This is a genomic window from Flavobacterium sp., from assembly GCF_049240005.1.
In the GTDB taxonomy this organism is placed as follows: Bacteria; Bacteroidota; Bacteroidia; order Flavobacteriales; family Flavobacteriaceae; genus Flavobacterium.
Map to the genome: position 1 here is coordinate 11,480 of NZ_JBMLTK010000101.1, position 15,672 is coordinate 27,151.

At 42.2% G+C, this 15,672-nt stretch carries 17 protein-coding genes and 1 pseudogene; 7 read left to right on the forward strand and 11 right to left on the reverse strand.

The genetic code is table 11. The annotated features are described in order from the left end of the window. The 6 genes and pseudogenes from ACOVQQ_RS10275 to ACOVQQ_RS10300 all read left to right on the forward strand — a co-directional run. Window positions 1–195: pseudogene (locus ACOVQQ_RS10275) on the forward strand (thymidine kinase); the annotation flags it as partial. Further along, window positions 195–2,618, forward strand: coding sequence for a bifunctional UDP-N-acetylmuramoyl-tripeptide:D-alanyl-D-alanine ligase/alanine racemase (locus tag ACOVQQ_RS10280; RefSeq protein ID WP_421818119.1), 2,424 nt, complete (start codon window positions 195–197; stop codon window positions 2,616–2,618). The pseudogene ACOVQQ_RS10275 and the gene ACOVQQ_RS10280, both read left to right, overlap by 1 nt. Before the next feature lie 45 nt (window positions 2,619–2,663). Beyond that, a complete protein-coding gene (gene mscL / locus ACOVQQ_RS10285) occupies window positions 2,664–3,047 on the forward strand; it encodes a large conductance mechanosensitive channel protein MscL (RefSeq protein WP_421818120.1) in 384 nt (127 codons plus the stop codon). Window positions 3,048–3,216: 169 nt separating this feature from the next. Then, window positions 3,217–4,209, forward strand: coding sequence for an aspartate-semialdehyde dehydrogenase (locus ACOVQQ_RS10290; RefSeq protein WP_421818121.1), 993 nt, complete (start codon window positions 3,217–3,219; stop codon window positions 4,207–4,209). Window positions 4,210–4,314: 105 nt separating this feature from the next. Then, window positions 4,315–4,674, forward strand: coding sequence for a DoxX family membrane protein (locus tag ACOVQQ_RS10295; protein ID WP_094486728.1), 360 nt, complete (start codon window positions 4,315–4,317; stop codon window positions 4,672–4,674). A 169-nt stretch (window positions 4,675–4,843) separates the two neighbouring features. Next, window positions 4,844–6,952, forward strand: a complete 2,109-nt coding sequence (locus ACOVQQ_RS10300) for a prolyl oligopeptidase family serine peptidase (RefSeq protein ID WP_421818122.1) — start codon at window positions 4,844–4,846, stop codon at window positions 6,950–6,952. A 52-nt stretch (window positions 6,953–7,004) separates the two neighbouring features. Here ACOVQQ_RS10300 and ACOVQQ_RS10305 read toward each other — a convergent pair whose 3' ends face one another. Then, window positions 7,005–7,670 carry a queuosine precursor transporter gene (locus ACOVQQ_RS10305; protein ID WP_094486726.1) on the reverse strand — a complete coding sequence of 222 codons (666 nt, stop codon included), beginning with the start codon at window positions 7,668–7,670 and terminating at the stop codon, window positions 7,005–7,007. A 317-nt stretch (window positions 7,671–7,987) separates the two neighbouring features. On the opposite strand from ACOVQQ_RS10305, the gene ACOVQQ_RS10310 reads away from it, so the two are divergent. Continuing rightward, window positions 7,988–9,166 (forward strand): acyl-CoA dehydrogenase family protein, encoded by a 1,179-nt coding sequence (locus tag ACOVQQ_RS10310; RefSeq protein WP_094486725.1) that lies wholly within the window; start codon window positions 7,988–7,990, stop codon window positions 9,164–9,166. Between the two features lie 498 nt (window positions 9,167–9,664). Here the strand turns inward: ACOVQQ_RS10310 and ACOVQQ_RS10315 are convergent, their stop codons facing one another. From ACOVQQ_RS10315 to ACOVQQ_RS10360, 10 genes are all read right to left on the reverse strand, one after another. Beyond that, window positions 9,665–9,997, reverse strand: coding sequence for a ferredoxin (locus ACOVQQ_RS10315; protein ID WP_421818123.1), 333 nt, complete (start codon window positions 9,995–9,997; stop codon window positions 9,665–9,667). A gap of 12 nt (window positions 9,998–10,009) precedes the next feature. Beyond that, complete coding sequence (locus ACOVQQ_RS10320) at window positions 10,010–11,062, reverse strand: NAD(P)/FAD-dependent oxidoreductase (protein WP_421818124.1); 1,053 nt, start codon at window positions 11,060–11,062, stop codon at window positions 10,010–10,012. Window positions 11,063–11,215: 153 nt separating this feature from the next. After that, entirely contained in the window at window positions 11,216–11,470 is a 255-nt protein-coding gene (locus ACOVQQ_RS10325; protein WP_421818125.1) for a NifU family protein, read from the reverse strand. A gap of 11 nt (window positions 11,471–11,481) precedes the next feature. Further along, complete coding sequence (locus tag ACOVQQ_RS10330) at window positions 11,482–12,624, reverse strand: P-loop NTPase (protein WP_421818126.1); 1,143 nt, start codon at window positions 12,622–12,624, stop codon at window positions 11,482–11,484. A gap of 52 nt (window positions 12,625–12,676) precedes the next feature. Next, a complete protein-coding gene (locus ACOVQQ_RS10335; protein ID WP_298148978.1) occupies window positions 12,677–12,922 on the reverse strand; it encodes a hypothetical protein in 246 nt (81 codons plus the stop codon). Further along, entirely contained in the window at window positions 12,912–13,496 is a 585-nt protein-coding gene (locus ACOVQQ_RS10340) for a DUF420 domain-containing protein (RefSeq protein ID WP_421818127.1), read from the reverse strand. Before ACOVQQ_RS10340 ends, ACOVQQ_RS10335 begins: the two co-directional genes overlap by 11 nt. A gap of 1 nt (window position 13,497) precedes the next feature. Further along, a complete protein-coding gene (locus ACOVQQ_RS10345; protein WP_421818128.1) occupies window positions 13,498–14,172 on the reverse strand; it encodes an SCO family protein in 675 nt (224 codons plus the stop codon). Continuing rightward, entirely contained in the window at window positions 14,172–14,810 is a 639-nt protein-coding gene (locus ACOVQQ_RS10350) for a hypothetical protein (RefSeq protein WP_421818129.1), read from the reverse strand. Before ACOVQQ_RS10350 ends, ACOVQQ_RS10345 begins: the two co-directional genes overlap by 1 nt. 77 nt (window positions 14,811–14,887) lie before the next feature. Continuing rightward, window positions 14,888–15,238: a cytochrome C oxidase subunit IV family protein gene (locus ACOVQQ_RS10355; protein ID WP_094486715.1), complete on the reverse strand. Its 351-nt coding sequence runs from the start codon at window positions 15,236–15,238 to the stop codon at window positions 14,888–14,890. Window positions 15,239–15,250: 12 nt separating this feature from the next. Then, on the reverse strand, window positions 15,251–15,672 hold a 422-nt coding region (locus tag ACOVQQ_RS10360), incomplete at its 5' end, for a cytochrome c oxidase subunit 3 (RefSeq protein WP_421818130.1).

The following is a 15,672-nucleotide window of genomic DNA, read 5'->3' on the forward strand; positions in this document are numbered from 1 at the left end:
TACGTCACGAAAGTGCACGCCGTTTGTACCCGAACCGGAAATTTGGCTCACTATAGTTTCCGTAAAACCGATAACGACAAACTTGTTTTGCTCGGCGAAACCGAAGAATACGAACCCTTATCGCGTGCGGCTTACTACAACGCCATTCGCGAACAAGCCGAGAACAAGAGCGAACCTTCAAACGAATTATCGTAATGTTTTCGTGGAAAGAAATTTGTTCGTTACTGAATAAAACCGAAATACCAACGGACGATTTTCTCTTTACACATATTTCTACCGATTCGCGATCGGGTAACAACAACGAAAAAACAGTTTTCTTCGCTTTAAGCGGACCAAATTTTAACGGCGCCGATTTTATTGAAAAAGCCGCCGAACAAGGCGTTCGCTACTTTGTTAGCGAACAAGATTGTCGCGGAAATGTATCCGGTATTCAGGTACTGCTCGTTCCCAATGTTTTGCAAGCCCTTCAAAAACTCGCCGCTTCGCACCGCGCAAAATTTGCCTTACCCGTAATTGCCATAACCGGCAGTAACGGCAAAACGGTAGTAAAAGAATGGCTGTACTACTTGCTTTCGCCGGATTATTATATTGCTAAAAGTCCGAAAAGTTATAATTCTCAAGTGGGCGTGGCGCTGTCTGTACTGACAATTGAACAACAACACACCTTGGGGATTTTTGAAGCAGGAATTTCGACCACCAACGAAATGCAGGCACTTGCCGACATGCTACAACCCGAAATAGCGGTTTTAACCAATATTTATTCGGCTCATGACGTGGGTTTCGAGAATCGGTCGCAGAAATTTTCAGAAAAAGCAAAACTCTACACGTCGGCTCGTTTGGTGATCGGTGAATACGAAACATTTGAGCAATTTACCACAATCGATCAGCGTTTTTACGCGTGGAGTTTCTCGAATAAACAGGCTCGCGTTTATATTCAGAAAGAAGAACTCGAACACACAACAAGGCTTGAAATACAAACTAATTCAAAAACTTTTTCTTTAAGCTTGCCGTTTACCGACGGCGCTTCGATACAAAATGCAGCACATTGCATTACAACCATGCTGGCGCTGGAAATTGAATTTCAAACCATCGCAAATCGAATTAGTTCGTTGCCTCAAATCAACATGCGTTTGTCGATTAAAAACGGCGTGCGCAACTTACAAATTATAGACGATTCGTATAGCGCCGACTTACAATCGCTGCAAATAGCACTCGACTTTTTGAAAAATCAGTCTTCAGCATTGAAAAAGATACTGGTTTTGTCTGATTTTGCAGAATCGGATGCCCATACGCTAACAAAAATCGAGCAATTATTACATCAATATGATTTAGCCGAGATAGTCACTGTGGGGGAATGGTCTCGTGAAATTAAAGGCACAGCATTGCGAAAGCATTTTGAAACTACAGCCGATTTTTTACAAGACGAAATACTTCGCAGCTGGTCGAATGCTTCGGTTTTAATAAAAGGTGCTCGGAAATTTGAATTCGAGAAAATTCTCAAAATGCTCGAACAGCAAAAGCACGAAACCGTATTGGAAATTAACTTGAGTGCCTTAACGCATAATCTAAATCACTATAAATCGAAGCTGAAACCTGGCGTGAAACTCATGGTCATGGTAAAAGCTTTTGGTTACGGAAACGGCGGAGAAGAAATTGCGCGATTGCTCGAATTTAACAAAGTTGATTATTTAGGAGTAGCGTTTGCCGACGAAGGGGTAAAACTCCGACAAGCGGGAATTACGGTTCCGATTATGGTTTTGAATCCAGAGTCGACAGCTTTCGATGAGATTATTCAATATCAATTGGAGCCTGAAATCTATAGTTTTCGTGCCTTGAACGCTTTCGCGGAAGCAACACGAAAAGTTGGCGCAACGGCATATCCGGTTCACGTAAAAATCGACACAGGCATGCACCGACTGGGTTTCGCGCCAGATTCTGTGGCCGATTTAGCGCGAGAACTTACAAACGTACCCGAGTTGGAAGTGAGATCGGTATTATCGCACTTGGCCGCTAGCGACGATTTAAACGAACGTTCGTTTACGGAACAGCAAATCGAACGATTTTTACAGGCAACTGAAGCGCTCCAAACGCAATTGTCGAAAAAGTTCTACAGACATATTTTAAATACGTCTGGACTCATAAATTATCCGGAAGCGCAATTTGAAATGGTGCGTTTAGGAATTGGTTTATATGGATTAGCTTCGAGCGAAGAAGAACAAAATCAGCTCGAAACAGTTGGAACACTAAAGTCGATAATCTCGCAAATTCATGAACTTCAAGCAGGCGAAACGGTAGGATATAATCGGCGATTCAAAGCAAAAGAAAAAACGTCAATTGCAACAATACCAATAGGTTACGCGGATGGAATTCCCAGGTTTTGGGGCAACGGAAATGGTTATGTGATCATTCACGAACAGCCGGCACCGATAGTAGGTTCGGTTTGTATGGACATGCTGATGGTAGATGTTAGCGCAATTGCATGTCGCGAAGGCGACGCGGTAATCGTCTTCGGAAAGCGTCCTACTGTTCAAGAAATTGCCAAAGCGGGAAGCACGATCAGCTACGAAATTTTAACCGGCATTTCCCAGCGCGTGAAAAGAATTTTTTTCCGCGAATAAGGTTTTTAGTACTTTCACAATTATTAACCAAAAAAACCACAAAACATGGGAATGATTTCTGAATTTAAAGCCTTTGCTATGCGAGGCAATGTCGTTGACCTGGCTATCGGGGTTATCATTGGAGCGGCATTTAGCAAAATTGTCACTTCTTTCATTGACGACGTGCTAACACCATTGCTTTTAAAACCTGCTCTCGAAGCAGCGAATTTGAGTAAACTCGAAGAATTAACTATTTTCGGAACCGTAAAATACGGATTGTTTCTATCGGCTGTAATCAACTTTTTGATCGTGGCATTTGTGTTGTTTCTTGTAATTAAAGGAATTAATGCGTCTCGTAAGAAAGAAGCTGAAGCGCCTGCAGCTCCGCCAGCACCGAGTAACGAAGAAAAGTTACTTATGGAAATTCGCGACGCACTAAAAAACAAATAAGAACTTTTTTACGTGTTCAGATTTTATTGTAGGAATCGAAATTCATACCGCTCACTACATATTCTAACTTAAGCCATCCCACAAGGATGGTTTTTCTTTATTGTATCATAAAATTCTAGTTCGAATCGGAGTGTATTCGCTAATTTTGCGAAGCTTAAAAATTAACAAAATGAAAGTTGCAGTTGTTGGTGCCACCGGAATGGTTGGCGAAATCATGTTACAAGTTCTTGAAGAGCGTAATTTTCCAGTTACCGAGCTAATACCGGTTGCTTCTGAGAAATCGGTTGGAAAGAAAATTTCGTTTAAAGGTCAGGAATATACCGTTGTTTCTCTCGAAACTGCTGTTGCCATGAAACCACACATAGCACTTTTTTCAGCCGGTGGCGGAACCTCGCTCGAATGGGCGCCAAAGTTCGCAGAAGCGGGTACGACAGTAATCGACAATTCGTCGGCTTGGCGAATGGATCCGACCAAAAAGCTTGTTGTTCCTGAAATCAACGCACAAGTGCTAACCGCTGCCGATAAAATTATTGCCAATCCGAATTGTTCAACCATTCAAATGGTTATGGCTTTAGCGCCGTTGCACAAAAAATATCAAATTAAACGAATCGTTGTTTCTACCTATCAGTCGATTACCGGAACAGGTGTTAAAGCTGTGAAACAACTCGAAAATGAATTCGCGGGAATAAGCGGTGAAATGGCTTACAAATACCAAATTCACAAAAATGCAATTCCGCAATGCGACGTCTTTGAAGATAACGGCTACACCAAAGAAGAAATGAAACTCGTTCGCGAAACACAGAAAATATTGAGCGATAACAGTATTGCCGTAACTGCAACGGCCGTTCGCGTGCCTGTTGTAGGCGGTCATTCGGAAGCGGTGAATGTAGCGTTCGAAAATGATTTTGAACTAGCGGATGTTCGAAAAATTCTTGAAGAAACTCCGGGCGTAACTTTAGTCGATAATATTCAAGAATTTGAATATCCGATGCCGCTGTTTGCACAACATAAAGACGATGTTTTTGTAGGGCGTATTCGCCGCGATGAAAGCCAGCCAAACACATTAAATCTGTGGATTGTTGCCGACAACTTGCGCAAAGGAGCAGCTACAAACACGATTCAAATAGCTGAATATTTGGTAGCTAATAAAATCGGGTTTTAAGAATCCGATACTTATTTGTGAATTGAATTCGTAAATATTTAGTAATTTAGGAAACTATTAACCATTTTCCTATTATGTTAAGTTAAACGCTAAAATGTTTACGCTATGAATTCACAGTTTACCAAAATCGTTCGTATTTTTTTAGGCATCGTGTTGTTGTTCAGTGGAGCCAATAAATTTTTTGAGTTTTTGCCCAATCCCGAAGCCGACTTTCTGGATTCATTTGGCGAAGTTTCTTATCTGCTAACCTTTGTCGGCGCACTTGAAATCCTAATTGCAGGTCTCCTATTAGCAAAAAAGTGGGTTGCCTTCAGCCTAATTTTACTTGCGCCCATTTCAATCAACATTTTGCTGTTTCACTTGTACGTACACCCAAGCACTATTGCTCCGGCGGTAGTTATTGGTTTGTTTAATGCGATTTTAATCTATAAGCACTGGCCGCAATACCGTCCGCTATTTATGTAGTCAGCGGCATTCTATTTACTATTAAAGCCATTTTTATTAGCATGGTTTGACGAACAATTTCCAGTCACGGCATACTTCATTTTGGTTGAATTGCGGGCTGAAAGTGATTTTTAATCTCATTCGAGTAAATACGTTTTCTTTACTAACTTGCCACTAAATTTTAAATCGTATGAAAGTAGTGGCAATTTCTGTATTCTTGGGTCTTTCGTTCGCCTCGCTTGCGCAGAACAAAAACGAATATCAATATCCAGATACGCGGCGTCGTTCCGATTCCGACACCTATTTCGACTTGAAAGTCGATGATCCCTATCGATGGTTGGAAGACGATCGTTCGGCCGAAACCGCAGCTTGGGTAATCGCGCAAAACAAAACTACTGCCAAATATCTGGAGCGTGTTTCCTTTAGAGACGAAATCAGAAACGCGCTGGAAAAGAAAATGAACTACGAGAAAGTTTCGGCTCCTTTCGTTCGTGGAAACTACACCTACTATTATAAAAACAACGGATTGCAAAATCAATCTGTACTTTTTCAAATCGACAAAAACGGAAATGAAAAAGTTTTCCTCGATCCAAATACTTTCGCAAAAGACGGAACCACGTCGCTGGGAGATGTGTCTTTTTCTCCAGACGGAAGCCTTGTAGCCTATTCTATTTCTGAAGGCGGTAGCGATTGGCGAAAAATCCGCGTCATTGATGTAGAAACAAGAAAACCAATTGGGAATGAATTAATAGACGTTAAATTTAGCGGCGTTTCTTGGTATAAAAACGAAGGTTTTTACTATTCGAGTTACGATAAACCAAAAGGCAGCGAACTTTCTGCAAAAACCGATCAGCACAAGCTCTATTATCACAAACTAAAGGAGCCTCAAAGTAAAGATAAATTGATTTTTGGCGAAGAAATCAAACGCCGATACGTAGGTGGTTATGTTACCGAAGACCAGCGCTATTTGTTTATTTCAGCGGCAAATTCTACGTCTGGAAATGAGTTGTATTTTATTGATTTAAACAGCAAAGAGCGTACTATTGTTTCCCTTCAATCCGGCTTCGATTACGACCTCGATGTATTGGATACGGAAGGAAACTATGCGATTGCAAGTACAAACAAAGATGCACCAACGGTTCGAGTAGTTCGAATCGATTTACAAAATCCAACGAAACCTTGGAAAACAGTTATCGAAGCAACCGAGAACGTGCTATCGGCATCAACCGGCGGAGGTTTTATCTTTGCTTCATACCTTAAAGACGCTAATACAGCAGTCTTTAAATACGACTACTCAGGTAAATTTATTGGAAACATAAAACTGCCTGGTTTAGGAACAGCGTCGGGATTTTCTGCAAAGAAGAAAGAAACAACCTTGTATTACTCGTTTACAAATTACATAACGCCGGGTGCAATTTATCAGCTCGACATTAATGAGGGAACATCTCAGCTTTTCAAAGCGCCAAAAGTTAACTTTAATCCGGATAAATATGTCTCTGAACAAGTTTTCTATGTTTCCAATGATGGCGAAAAAATTCCAATGACCATAACTTACCGCAAAGGATTAGTTAAAGACGGAAGCAATCCAACGATTTTATATGGTTACGGTGGTTTTAATATTAGCCTAACACCGCAATTTTCGCCAACCGTTGCTGTATGGCTCGAAATGGGAGGCATTTACGCAGTAGCCAATATTCGTGGCGGCGGCGAGTACGGTAAAAGATGGCACGACGGTGGCCGACAGTTCAAAAAGCAAAACGTATTCGACGATTTTATTGCCGCAGCCGAGTACCTATCTAAAGAAAAATATACTTCCCCACAGCGATTGGCCTTGCGCGGTGGTTCTAACGGCGGATTACTCGTGGGTGCAGTAATGACACAGCGCCCAGATGTTGCCAAAGTCGCTATTCCAGCAGTTGGCGTACTCGACATGTTGCGTTATCACACCTTCACAGCGGGCGCCGGATGGGCCTACGATTACGGTACTGTTGCCGATAGCAAAGAAATGGCGTCCTATCTTTTCAAGTATTCACCTGTACACAACGTACGTGCTGGCGTGCAATATCCTGCAACTATGATTCTAACTGGCGATCACGACGATCGCGTTGTGCCTGCACATAGTTTTAAATTTGCAGCCGAGTTGCAATCAAAGCAATCAGGGGAAAATCCAACCTTAATTCGTATTGCAACAAACGCGGGTCACGGAGCAGGAACACCACTTGCCAAAGTAATCGACGAAACAACCGATGTCTACGCATTTATTTTGTACAATTTTGGCTATCGCGGAATGCCACAATAGGGAAATAGAAAGAACACGAATAACAAAACGCTACTCGATTGAGTAGCGTTTTTTATTGCGAAAGCCGCGCCGGATCGTTCTTTAAATAATTGCTTATCGCGTAGTGTCCGAGGTAAATCAGTGGTGTTAGCAAAATGGCCAACGAAAGTTTAAAGGTATAGCCTGTAAGCGCTGAGCTAATAAACGTATCAAAGTCGATTTTCCCAGGCAAGTAAAATGCGATTCCCAAAACTACAAACGAATCAATTAGCTGTGAAATGACCGTCGAACCCGTACTGCGCAACCAAATTTTCGATCCGCCGGTTTTCGATTTTACGAAATTGAAAATCGTTACGTCTATGAGTTGCGACAATAAAAATGCAGCAATACTTCCCACAATAATCCACATACTTTGGCCAAATACCGCGGTAAAAGCCTCATCCGAAACCGGCGAAATTCCTTTAGCGGCCGGAACGCTAATAGCAACAAACAACAAGATAAAGGCATAAACAATTAAACCCGCCGTGATAAACGATAGCTTTTGAACTCCTTGCTTGCCAAAATACTCGTTGATTAAATCGGTAGTTAAAAAAACAATCGGCCACGGAATAATTCCAATACTCATAACAAACGGGCCGATTTCAATAAGCTTTCCGCCAATTAATTCAGCAACAACAGCATTTGTGATGAAAATTCCACACAGTATTACAAAAACTAAATCCTTTCTGGTTTTAAACATAAATCGGCTTTGTGTAAAGATATAATTAAAAAAGCTACCTGCTTAGCGAGTGTATAAGACCAACGTAAATATCTGTTTGTCAGAAATTAATTAAAAATCCTTGTCTCGCTAACATGTATTCAAATGAATAACAGCTCGCATTCTGATACGTTCATTGTTAGTGCTAAACCCACCCAAACCTCTTTTTCTACTCTTTTTAAAAAAACAAGAGCGCGAATTTACGCCGCTGCTCCTTAAACCATTCCAAAACAATTGTTATATCCTTACGAAATCGAGATAGTTTAGCTAAATTTGCAGCCGAATTGTAATTCACTTCTATGAAACCAGATTTATTCCAAGCACCGGATTATTATTTGTTAGATGATTTATTGACTGAAGAACACAAACTCGTGCGCGATGCCGCTCGTGCTTGGGTTAAACGCGAAGTTTCTCCCATCATCGAAGATTATGCACAACGAGCTGAATTTCCTAAGCAAATCATTAAAGGTCTTGCCGAAATCGGTGGCTTCGGTCCGTATATCCCAGAAGAATACGGCGGCGCTGGTTTGGATCAGATTTCATACGGACTCATCATGCAGGAAATCGAACGCGGCGATTCAGGCGTACGTTCTACCTCTTCCGTGCAATCGTCGCTCGTAATGTATCCAATCTGGAAATACGGAAACGAAGAACAACGCCAAAAATACCTTCCAAAATTAGCTAGTGGTGAAATGATGGGCTGTTTCGGATTAACCGAGCCCGATTTTGGTTCGAATCCAGGCGGTATGGTCACCAATTTCAAAGACATGGGCGATCACTACCTGCTAAACGGCGCAAAACTATGGATCTCTAACGCTCCGTTTGCCGATATCGCAGTGGTATGGGCGAAAAACGAAGAAGGTCGTATTCACGGCTTAATCGTAGAGCGCGGTATGGAAGGCTTTTCAACGCCAGAAACACACAACAAATGGTCGTTACGCGCTTCAGCTACGGGCGAGCTCATATTTGCAGATGTAAAAGTTCCAAAAGAGAATTTATTGCCAAATAAAAGTGGTTTGGGCGCACCGCTAGGTTGTCTCGACTCAGCGCGCTACGGAATTGCTTGGGGTGCTATCGGCGCCGCTATGGATTGCTACGACACGGCCTTACGTTATGCTAAAGAACGTGTTCAGTTCGACAAACCTATCGCGGCCACGCAATTGCAACAAAAGAAATTAGCCGAAATGATTACCGAAATCACTAAAGCACAGTTGTTAACGTGGCGTTTAGGTGTGTTGCGTAACGAAGGGCGCGCCACAACAGCTCAAATTTCGATGGCAAAGCGCAACAACGTCGAAATGGCGCTAAACATCGCTCGCGAAGCACGTCAAATCCTTGGCGGTATGGGAATCACCGGCGAATACAGCATCATGCGCCATATGATGAACCTCGAATCTGTGGTAACTTACGAAGGTACGCACGACATTCATTTGCTCATCACCGGAATGGACATCACAGGCCACTCGGCTTTCAAATAATAGAAATTCAAATTTCAAGTAAGAACGCGCTTTTTATAGGCGCGTTTTTTTATGGTTGTCGGTTTTATATGGGCGTATCGGCGGGTAATTTTTGGCAACAGACGAAACGTCCTTACGCCCGCCGTCGCGCTTTCCGTTCCAAAAAAAGGCGGCGCTTGCCTATTTTTCAATATTTTAACCTGAGTTCGATTTAAAAATTGCGGTCAGGAAACAGATAAATGGTTGAATAAAAGGCGGATTTTTTTGGGATACTGTAGTATCGCAAAAAAATCTAACGAAGTAGGCAGCCGTTTATCTGTTTAGCATGCAAATTGTGTTTTTCCTCTGCTTTTTGATTGCACATTTTGTTGATTTCAAGCGATCTGACAAAAATTTTTAATCGAACTCAGGTTTTTAAAATCGGCTTCTTTCAGTCGCCCATTTTCAAAAACAAAAATTGGGCAGGCGCCGCCTTTTGTTTTCACTGCAATCGCTTACGCAGAAAATACGTTCAAACGTTTATTCTTCCGGCGCAAGTGCAACAGCCAAACCAGCAATTTCGGGTGTAATGTGTATTTGGCATCCTAACCGACTGTTGTCTTTAACGAAATTAGCCTCGCTCAGCATGGCCTCTTCTTCATCCGATTTTTCGGGCAACGCTACCTCGTTTAGTACATAACACTGACACGAAGCGCACATGGCCATACCGCCGCAAATACCAATAGTTCCTTCGGGAGCTAATTCGTACGCACGAACTACTTCCATCAAATTCATATTCATATCGGTCGGAACAGCAAGCGTGTGCGTAACACCCTCGCGATCGGTAATGTGTAAGGTAATTTCGTTTTCCATGCTCGTTCGAATTTAGTCGATGGCTTTTACAACAGCTTTTTCTGCTTCTTTTCGGCTGCCGTCAAAGCCGTCGATTCCCGAAACGGTCGTGTATTTCATTACGTATTTCTTCCCCGGATTGAGTATTTGATATACACTTTGACACATTAACGTAGCTTCATGAAAACCGCACAAAATCAGTTTTAATTTGCCTGGATAGGTGTTTACATCGCCAATAGCATAAATACCTTTGATGTTGGTTTGGTAGTCGAGTGCATTGTTCACTTTTATTGCGTTCTTTTCAATTTCCAACCCCCAATTTGCTATGGGGCCGAGTTTGGGAGTGAGTCCAAACAACGGAATGAGGTAGTCACAAACAATGTTGCGCTGACTTCCGTTTTCGTCTATAGTAATTGCTTCTAAGGCATCCGAACCGTGTAATTGCGCAACTTCGGCTGGCGTTATGAGTTTAATTTTACCTAAATTTTTTAACTCTTGAACTTTCTCAACACTGTCGAGCGCGCCTCTAAATTCGTTACGTCGGTGAATAAGCGTTACTTCCTCGGCAACGTTTGCAAGAAAGATGCTCCAATCCAAAGCCGAATCGCCACCTCCGGCAATAACTACTTTTTTGTCGCGAAATTTCTCTGGATTTTTCACGAAGTATTCGACACCTTTATTTTCGTAAAATTCGAGGTTTTCGAGTACGGGTTTGCGCGGTTCGAAACTACCCAAACCGCCAGCAATAGCAATGGCTTTGGCGTGGTGTTGGGTTCCGGCATCGGTGGTAACGATAAACGATCCGTCTTCTAACTTTTCGATGTGTTCGGCTTTTTCGCCTAAGGTAAAACCGGGTTGAAATTGCTTGATTTGCTCCATAAGGTTGGTTACCAAATCGCCGGCTAGTACTTCGGGATAACCCGGAATATCGAAGATGGGTTTTTTGGGATACAACTCCGAAAGCTGCCCACCAATTTGCGGCAAGGCATCGATGAGGTGGCATTTTATTTTAAGCAAACCGGCTTCGAACACGGCGAATAAACCTGTGGGTCCGGCTCCGATGATAAGCAAATCCGTTTGAATCATTTTTCTTTTAAGCTACGTTATTTGGTTACGTATTTCGGTAACGTATTTGGGTGAGGGATTGAAGCGTAAATCCTGCTACGACGCAAGGAGTAGCAGATTGCAGCGGAAAGCCCGACCGCCCGGAGGTACGGAGGGTGGGCACCCCCAAAAAAATCAAGCACTAATATTAACAACCGTTTCAATCTGTGGCGCCCACTTCTTAATTGTGGTTTCCACACCAGCTTTGAGTGTCATTTGGTTTACACTGCAATGCGTGCAAGCCCCTTCGAGCTTTACGGTTACGTGTTTGTCATCGTCAATGGAGATGAGTTTTATGTCGCCACCGTCGGAATTCAAAAAGGGTCTGATTTCCGCGAGTGCGCTTTCCACGCTGTTTTTTAGTTCTTGTGAGTTTTGTATTGCTGTCATGTTTGTGTTCTTTAAGAAGTTTTCTTAACCGCCGAGCAGCCTGCCATCGTTGTGATTTTAACGGCTTCAGTGGGTGGTAAATTTTCGTTTCTAAGAACGGTTTCTTCAACTACATTCTTAGTAATTTCTTCGTAAATGTACTCGACATGCGAGTCGGTTTGCAAAGCTGCAGGGCGACCGTAATCTCCGGCTTCGCGAATGCTTTGAATCAACGGTACTTCTCCGAGGAAACGCACGTTGAGATCGGCGGCTAAATTGCGCGCACCATCTTGTCCAAAGATATAGTATTTATTTTCAGGCAGTTCTGCTGGCGTAAAGTATGCCATGTTCTCAATGATTCCAAGAACGGGTACTTTAATGGCATCCGACAGGAACATGGAAACACCTTTTTTGGCATCGGCAAGCGCCACAGCCTGCGGTGTACTTACGACCACGGCACCTGTGATTGGCAGCGCTTGTAAAATGGAAAGGTGAATATCGCCGGTTCCGGGAGGCAAATCGATTAATAAGAAATCGAGTTCGCCCCAATTGGCATCAAAAATCATTTGATTTAAGGCTTTGGAAGCCATTGGTCCGCGCCAAATAACGGCTTGCGAGGGCGAAGTAAAGAAACCGATCGACAATAATTTTACGCCGTAGGCTTCGATGGGTTTCATTTTCGAACGTCCGTCAACGTCTATCGAAATGGGTTTTTCATGTTCTACATCGAACATAATGGGCATGGATGGTCCGTAAATGTCGGCGTCAAGAACTCCAACACGGAAACCCATTTTTGCCAAGGTTACTGCTAAGTTTGCCGTTACGGTCGATTTTCCAACACCACCTTTTCCGCTGGCAACGGCAACGATGTTTGAAATACCCGGCAACTCGTTTCCTTTTATCGGAGCTTGTGTTGGCTTTTCGGGTTGAACTACTTTGGTATTTACTTTTACGATTAGTTCTTCACCAAAGCGTTCGGTAAGAATTTTCTTGATGTCGTCCTCGGCGCGTTTACGGATGTGCAGAGCAGGCGAGGCAAGGTTTACATCGACAACCACTTCGTTACCGAAAGTCAGCACGTTAGTTATGGCACCACTTTCTACCATGTTTTTTCCTTCTCCGGCAATGGTGATGGTTTCGAGTACGTTGAGTATTTCTTTTCTATCTAGTTTCATAAAGCGTTGAACCGCACAAAGATACTTGTGCTTAGGGATTTAAACCAATTTGTTATTGAATTTCATGGTGCTGCATTTTTCGTTGCGCAGCGCTTTTTTGTCGATTTTTATAAATGATGTATCCGATGGCTCCGACCAAAATGTAAGGAAATGCCATTAGATATACGATTCCGTCGTTAACAGCAGCTGCTTTTTCGGCGCCGTCTTCGGTTTCTAATACCGCGCGGCACATAGCGCATTGTGCCTGAGCACTAAGCGTTGACAACAACAAGGCGGCAAAAAGTAATTTAGCTCGCATAATACGGTGATATCATGAGGTAAATAATCACTCCGGTAACGGCAACATACAACCACATTGGGAAAGTAATTTTAGCAAGAGCTTTGTGTCGTGCGAAATTATTGCTGATTGCTCTCACATAAGTTAGGAGTACAAATGGGATGATAATTACCGATAAGGCAATATGGGTGAGCAAAATGAAATAGTACACATAACGCACAAACCCTACGGCTTGAATTTCAACTTCCGACAGTATTTGGTCGTGGTTGGTATCCCCAAAATTCGTGCTTTCAGCGCTACTGTGATAGGCTACATACATACCTAGAAAGGCTACGGAACACGCGATAGCTGTTTTCATAAGGCGTTCGTGTAAAGCGCGGTTTCCGTTCTTAATTGCAAAAACGGCGGTAACGAGAAGCACGGCTGTTAGTCCGTTAATTCCGGCGTAGATAGGTGGCAGAAACGAGAAAGGTTTCACGTGTATGCCAAAATCGCTGAGTTTTACACTAAATAAAACAGCAACGACAACGGGTATAGCTATCGATAATACGGCAATCCAAATGTTGTATTTTTTCTCTGCAGAGGTATTTTCCATGTTAGTTTAGAAGCGTTTTGATGTCGGTTATTAGTTCAGTAACTGCTTTTGCGGAAAGTCCGTCGTAGTAGACAATTGGGTTTCCAAAATCATCGGTACGGCTTTTAATATTCCCGTTTTTATCTACTAGCGCAAAAAGGCCTGAATGTTCGAAACCGCCAGCAACCTTATTATTTTGTCCCGCATAGAGGTTAAAACCGCGAGTAGCTACCTCGAAAGTATATGCTTTATCGGCACGAACAAAGTTCCAGTTTTCCGACGCGCCGAGCTTTTCCGCGTGTTTTTTCAGTACGTCAAAAGTGTCGTTTTCAGGATCGATGCTCACCGAAACAATTTGGAAATCTTTTCTATTGGCAAACGTACTGTCGATCAAACGCATGTTTTTGTTCATAACCGGACAAATCGTTGGACATTTAGTAAAGAAAAATTCGACGAGGTATATTTTACCTTCGAGCGATTTGTTATCTATTATTTGTTCGTTTTGGTTTTTGAAGCTAAACTTTGGTGCAGGTCCGATTTTCAAAATACTGGCCGTTTCGCGATCAATATTAGCTACGTTAAGTCGGTCGTTTTTAACAATATCGCTGTTTTGGTAACGGTCGACAATCTTCGGCACGGCCCAAATCCCAAAAATGAGAATCACGAAAGCAATTCCGATGTATGATTTGTTCTTCATTAGATTTGACGTTTAGGCAAGTTCTTTTTAAGTGCCGCGCGGTACTCGTAGATTAGAATTTTAAAATCGTCGAGCATTTCGTTGCTCAATTCCGATGGGTAAAAGGTTGAATAACCTTCCTTGTATTCATCATCGTCTTTTCTTCCGCGGAGGTTGCGATCTTTATCAATCAAGAACACTTTATCGGTTCCGGCATACGAATCTAACTTTTCTGTAATTCCGTACGATTCGAAATAACGTTTAATTTCTTCCTGCGAAGCAAATACCGTCTTGTAGCCGGAAAGGTTGGTGGTAGGTTTTAACGCGGTGAAAATAGCAGCAACTTCGTCTTGGGTCTCGGTAGGGCAAACGTATACGAACTGCAAATCTTTAAACTCGAAATAGCGGCGGTAGATTTTCTCATTTAGATTAAAAAAATTACCTCGATGTTTGAGTAACTGCGCACCTGGAAAAGCAATCACAGTAATTTTCCCAGTAAGCTTTACAGGTTGTTTGGCAGTTGTATTCCAATCGGGGAGCTCTGCTACAGCTGTTTTTAAAGTGGGTAGTTTAGTAAAGCTGTTCACTCCCGATGCAAAAAACAGGTATGCTACAATGGGCAAGACAAACAGAACAAAAAGAACTATATTTTTCTTCATTTTACGCGAAGCTCAGATGGATACAAAAATAAAAAAGGTATGCCAAAGCATACCTTTTCACATGATATAATATGTTGTTAAAAATTCCATTTAATGGTCGAATCTCTGAAGATTTCAAAGATGTAATTCGCTTCCACCAAAAGTATGAATAACAAATAGAGAACAAGGAAAATTACGGGTGCAACAACCGACCAGCGCAAGCTAGCTTTTTCACCTTCGATGTGCATAAACGCCCAAACGATGTAGTACGCTTTTACGATAGTAAGGATGTAGAAAACCCAGTTTAGCAAATTCATGCCTAAGGCGTTGGTGTGCAATAAACTTTCTGGTTTAATGATACCCAAGATAACTTCTACGGTTGTTACCACAGATAAAAGTGCGAAAACAAACCAAATTCTTTTTGTATTTGAAACGTGCTCGTGTGCCATTTTCTAATGTTTTTAAACCAAGTAAAATACTGTAAATACGAATACCCAAACCAAGTCAACGAAGTGCCAGTAAAGTCCAACTTTTTCTACCATTTCGTAAGATCCTCTGCGCTCGTAAGTGCCCAACAACACATTAAAGAAAATAATGATGTTGATAATCACACCCGAGAATACGTGGAAACCGTGGAATCCAGTGATGAAGAAGAAGAAGTCTGCAAATAGTTTGCTTCCGTATTCATTGCGAACCAAATTAGCGCCTTCTACTACGTACTGTGCATTAGCAAGCATTTTCTCCGACTCTGCACGAGTTAAGATTTTCTTGTGTTTCGCTTTTTGTAGTCCAGGTTGTAAAGTTTTATCTGCTCTGTTTGCAGGGGTGTCGTGATAGATAACTTCAGTTCGAATTAAAATATTCGGATTTGCAGCGAATCCAG

Bases quoted from the DNA above. Each gene is read 5' to 3' on its own strand.
- ACOVQQ_RS10280 (WP_421818119.1), top strand. From the start codon at position 195: ATGTTTTCGTGGAAAGAAATTTGTTCGTTACTGAATAAAACCGAAATA.
- mscL (WP_421818120.1), top strand. From the start codon at position 2,664: ATGGGAATGATTTCTGAATTTAAAGCCTTTGCTATGCGAGGCAATGTC.
- ACOVQQ_RS10290 (WP_421818121.1), top strand. From the start codon at position 3,217: ATGAAAGTTGCAGTTGTTGGTGCCACCGGAATGGTTGGCGAAATCATG.
- ACOVQQ_RS10295 (WP_094486728.1), top strand. From the start codon at position 4,315: ATGAATTCACAGTTTACCAAAATCGTTCGTATTTTTTTAGGCATCGTG.
- ACOVQQ_RS10300 (WP_421818122.1), top strand. From the start codon at position 4,844: ATGAAAGTAGTGGCAATTTCTGTATTCTTGGGTCTTTCGTTCGCCTCG.
- ACOVQQ_RS10305 (WP_094486726.1), bottom strand. From the start codon at position 7,670: ATGTTTAAAACCAGAAAGGATTTAGTTTTTGTAATACTGTGTGGAATT.
- ACOVQQ_RS10310 (WP_094486725.1), top strand. From the start codon at position 7,988: ATGAAACCAGATTTATTCCAAGCACCGGATTATTATTTGTTAGATGAT.
- ACOVQQ_RS10315 (WP_421818123.1), bottom strand. From the start codon at position 9,997: ATGGAAAACGAAATTACCTTACACATTACCGATCGCGAGGGTGTTACG.
- ACOVQQ_RS10320 (WP_421818124.1), bottom strand. From the start codon at position 11,062: ATGATTCAAACGGATTTGCTTATCATCGGAGCCGGACCCACAGGTTTA.
- ACOVQQ_RS10325 (WP_421818125.1), bottom strand. From the start codon at position 11,470: ATGACAGCAATACAAAACTCACAAGAACTAAAAAACAGCGTGGAAAGC.
- ACOVQQ_RS10330 (WP_421818126.1), bottom strand. From the start codon at position 12,624: ATGAAACTAGATAGAAAAGAAATACTCAACGTACTCGAAACCATCACC.
- ACOVQQ_RS10335 (WP_298148978.1), bottom strand. From the start codon at position 12,922: ATGCGAGCTAAATTACTTTTTGCCGCCTTGTTGTTGTCAACGCTTAGT.
- ACOVQQ_RS10340 (WP_421818127.1), bottom strand. From the start codon at position 13,496: ATGGAAAATACCTCTGCAGAGAAAAAATACAACATTTGGATTGCCGTA.
- ACOVQQ_RS10345 (WP_421818128.1), bottom strand. From the start codon at position 14,172: ATGAAGAACAAATCATACATCGGAATTGCTTTCGTGATTCTCATTTTT.
- ACOVQQ_RS10350 (WP_421818129.1), bottom strand. From the start codon at position 14,810: ATGAAGAAAAATATAGTTCTTTTTGTTCTGTTTGTCTTGCCCATTGTA.
- ACOVQQ_RS10355 (WP_094486715.1), bottom strand. From the start codon at position 15,238: ATGGCACACGAGCACGTTTCAAATACAAAAAGAATTTGGTTTGTTTTC.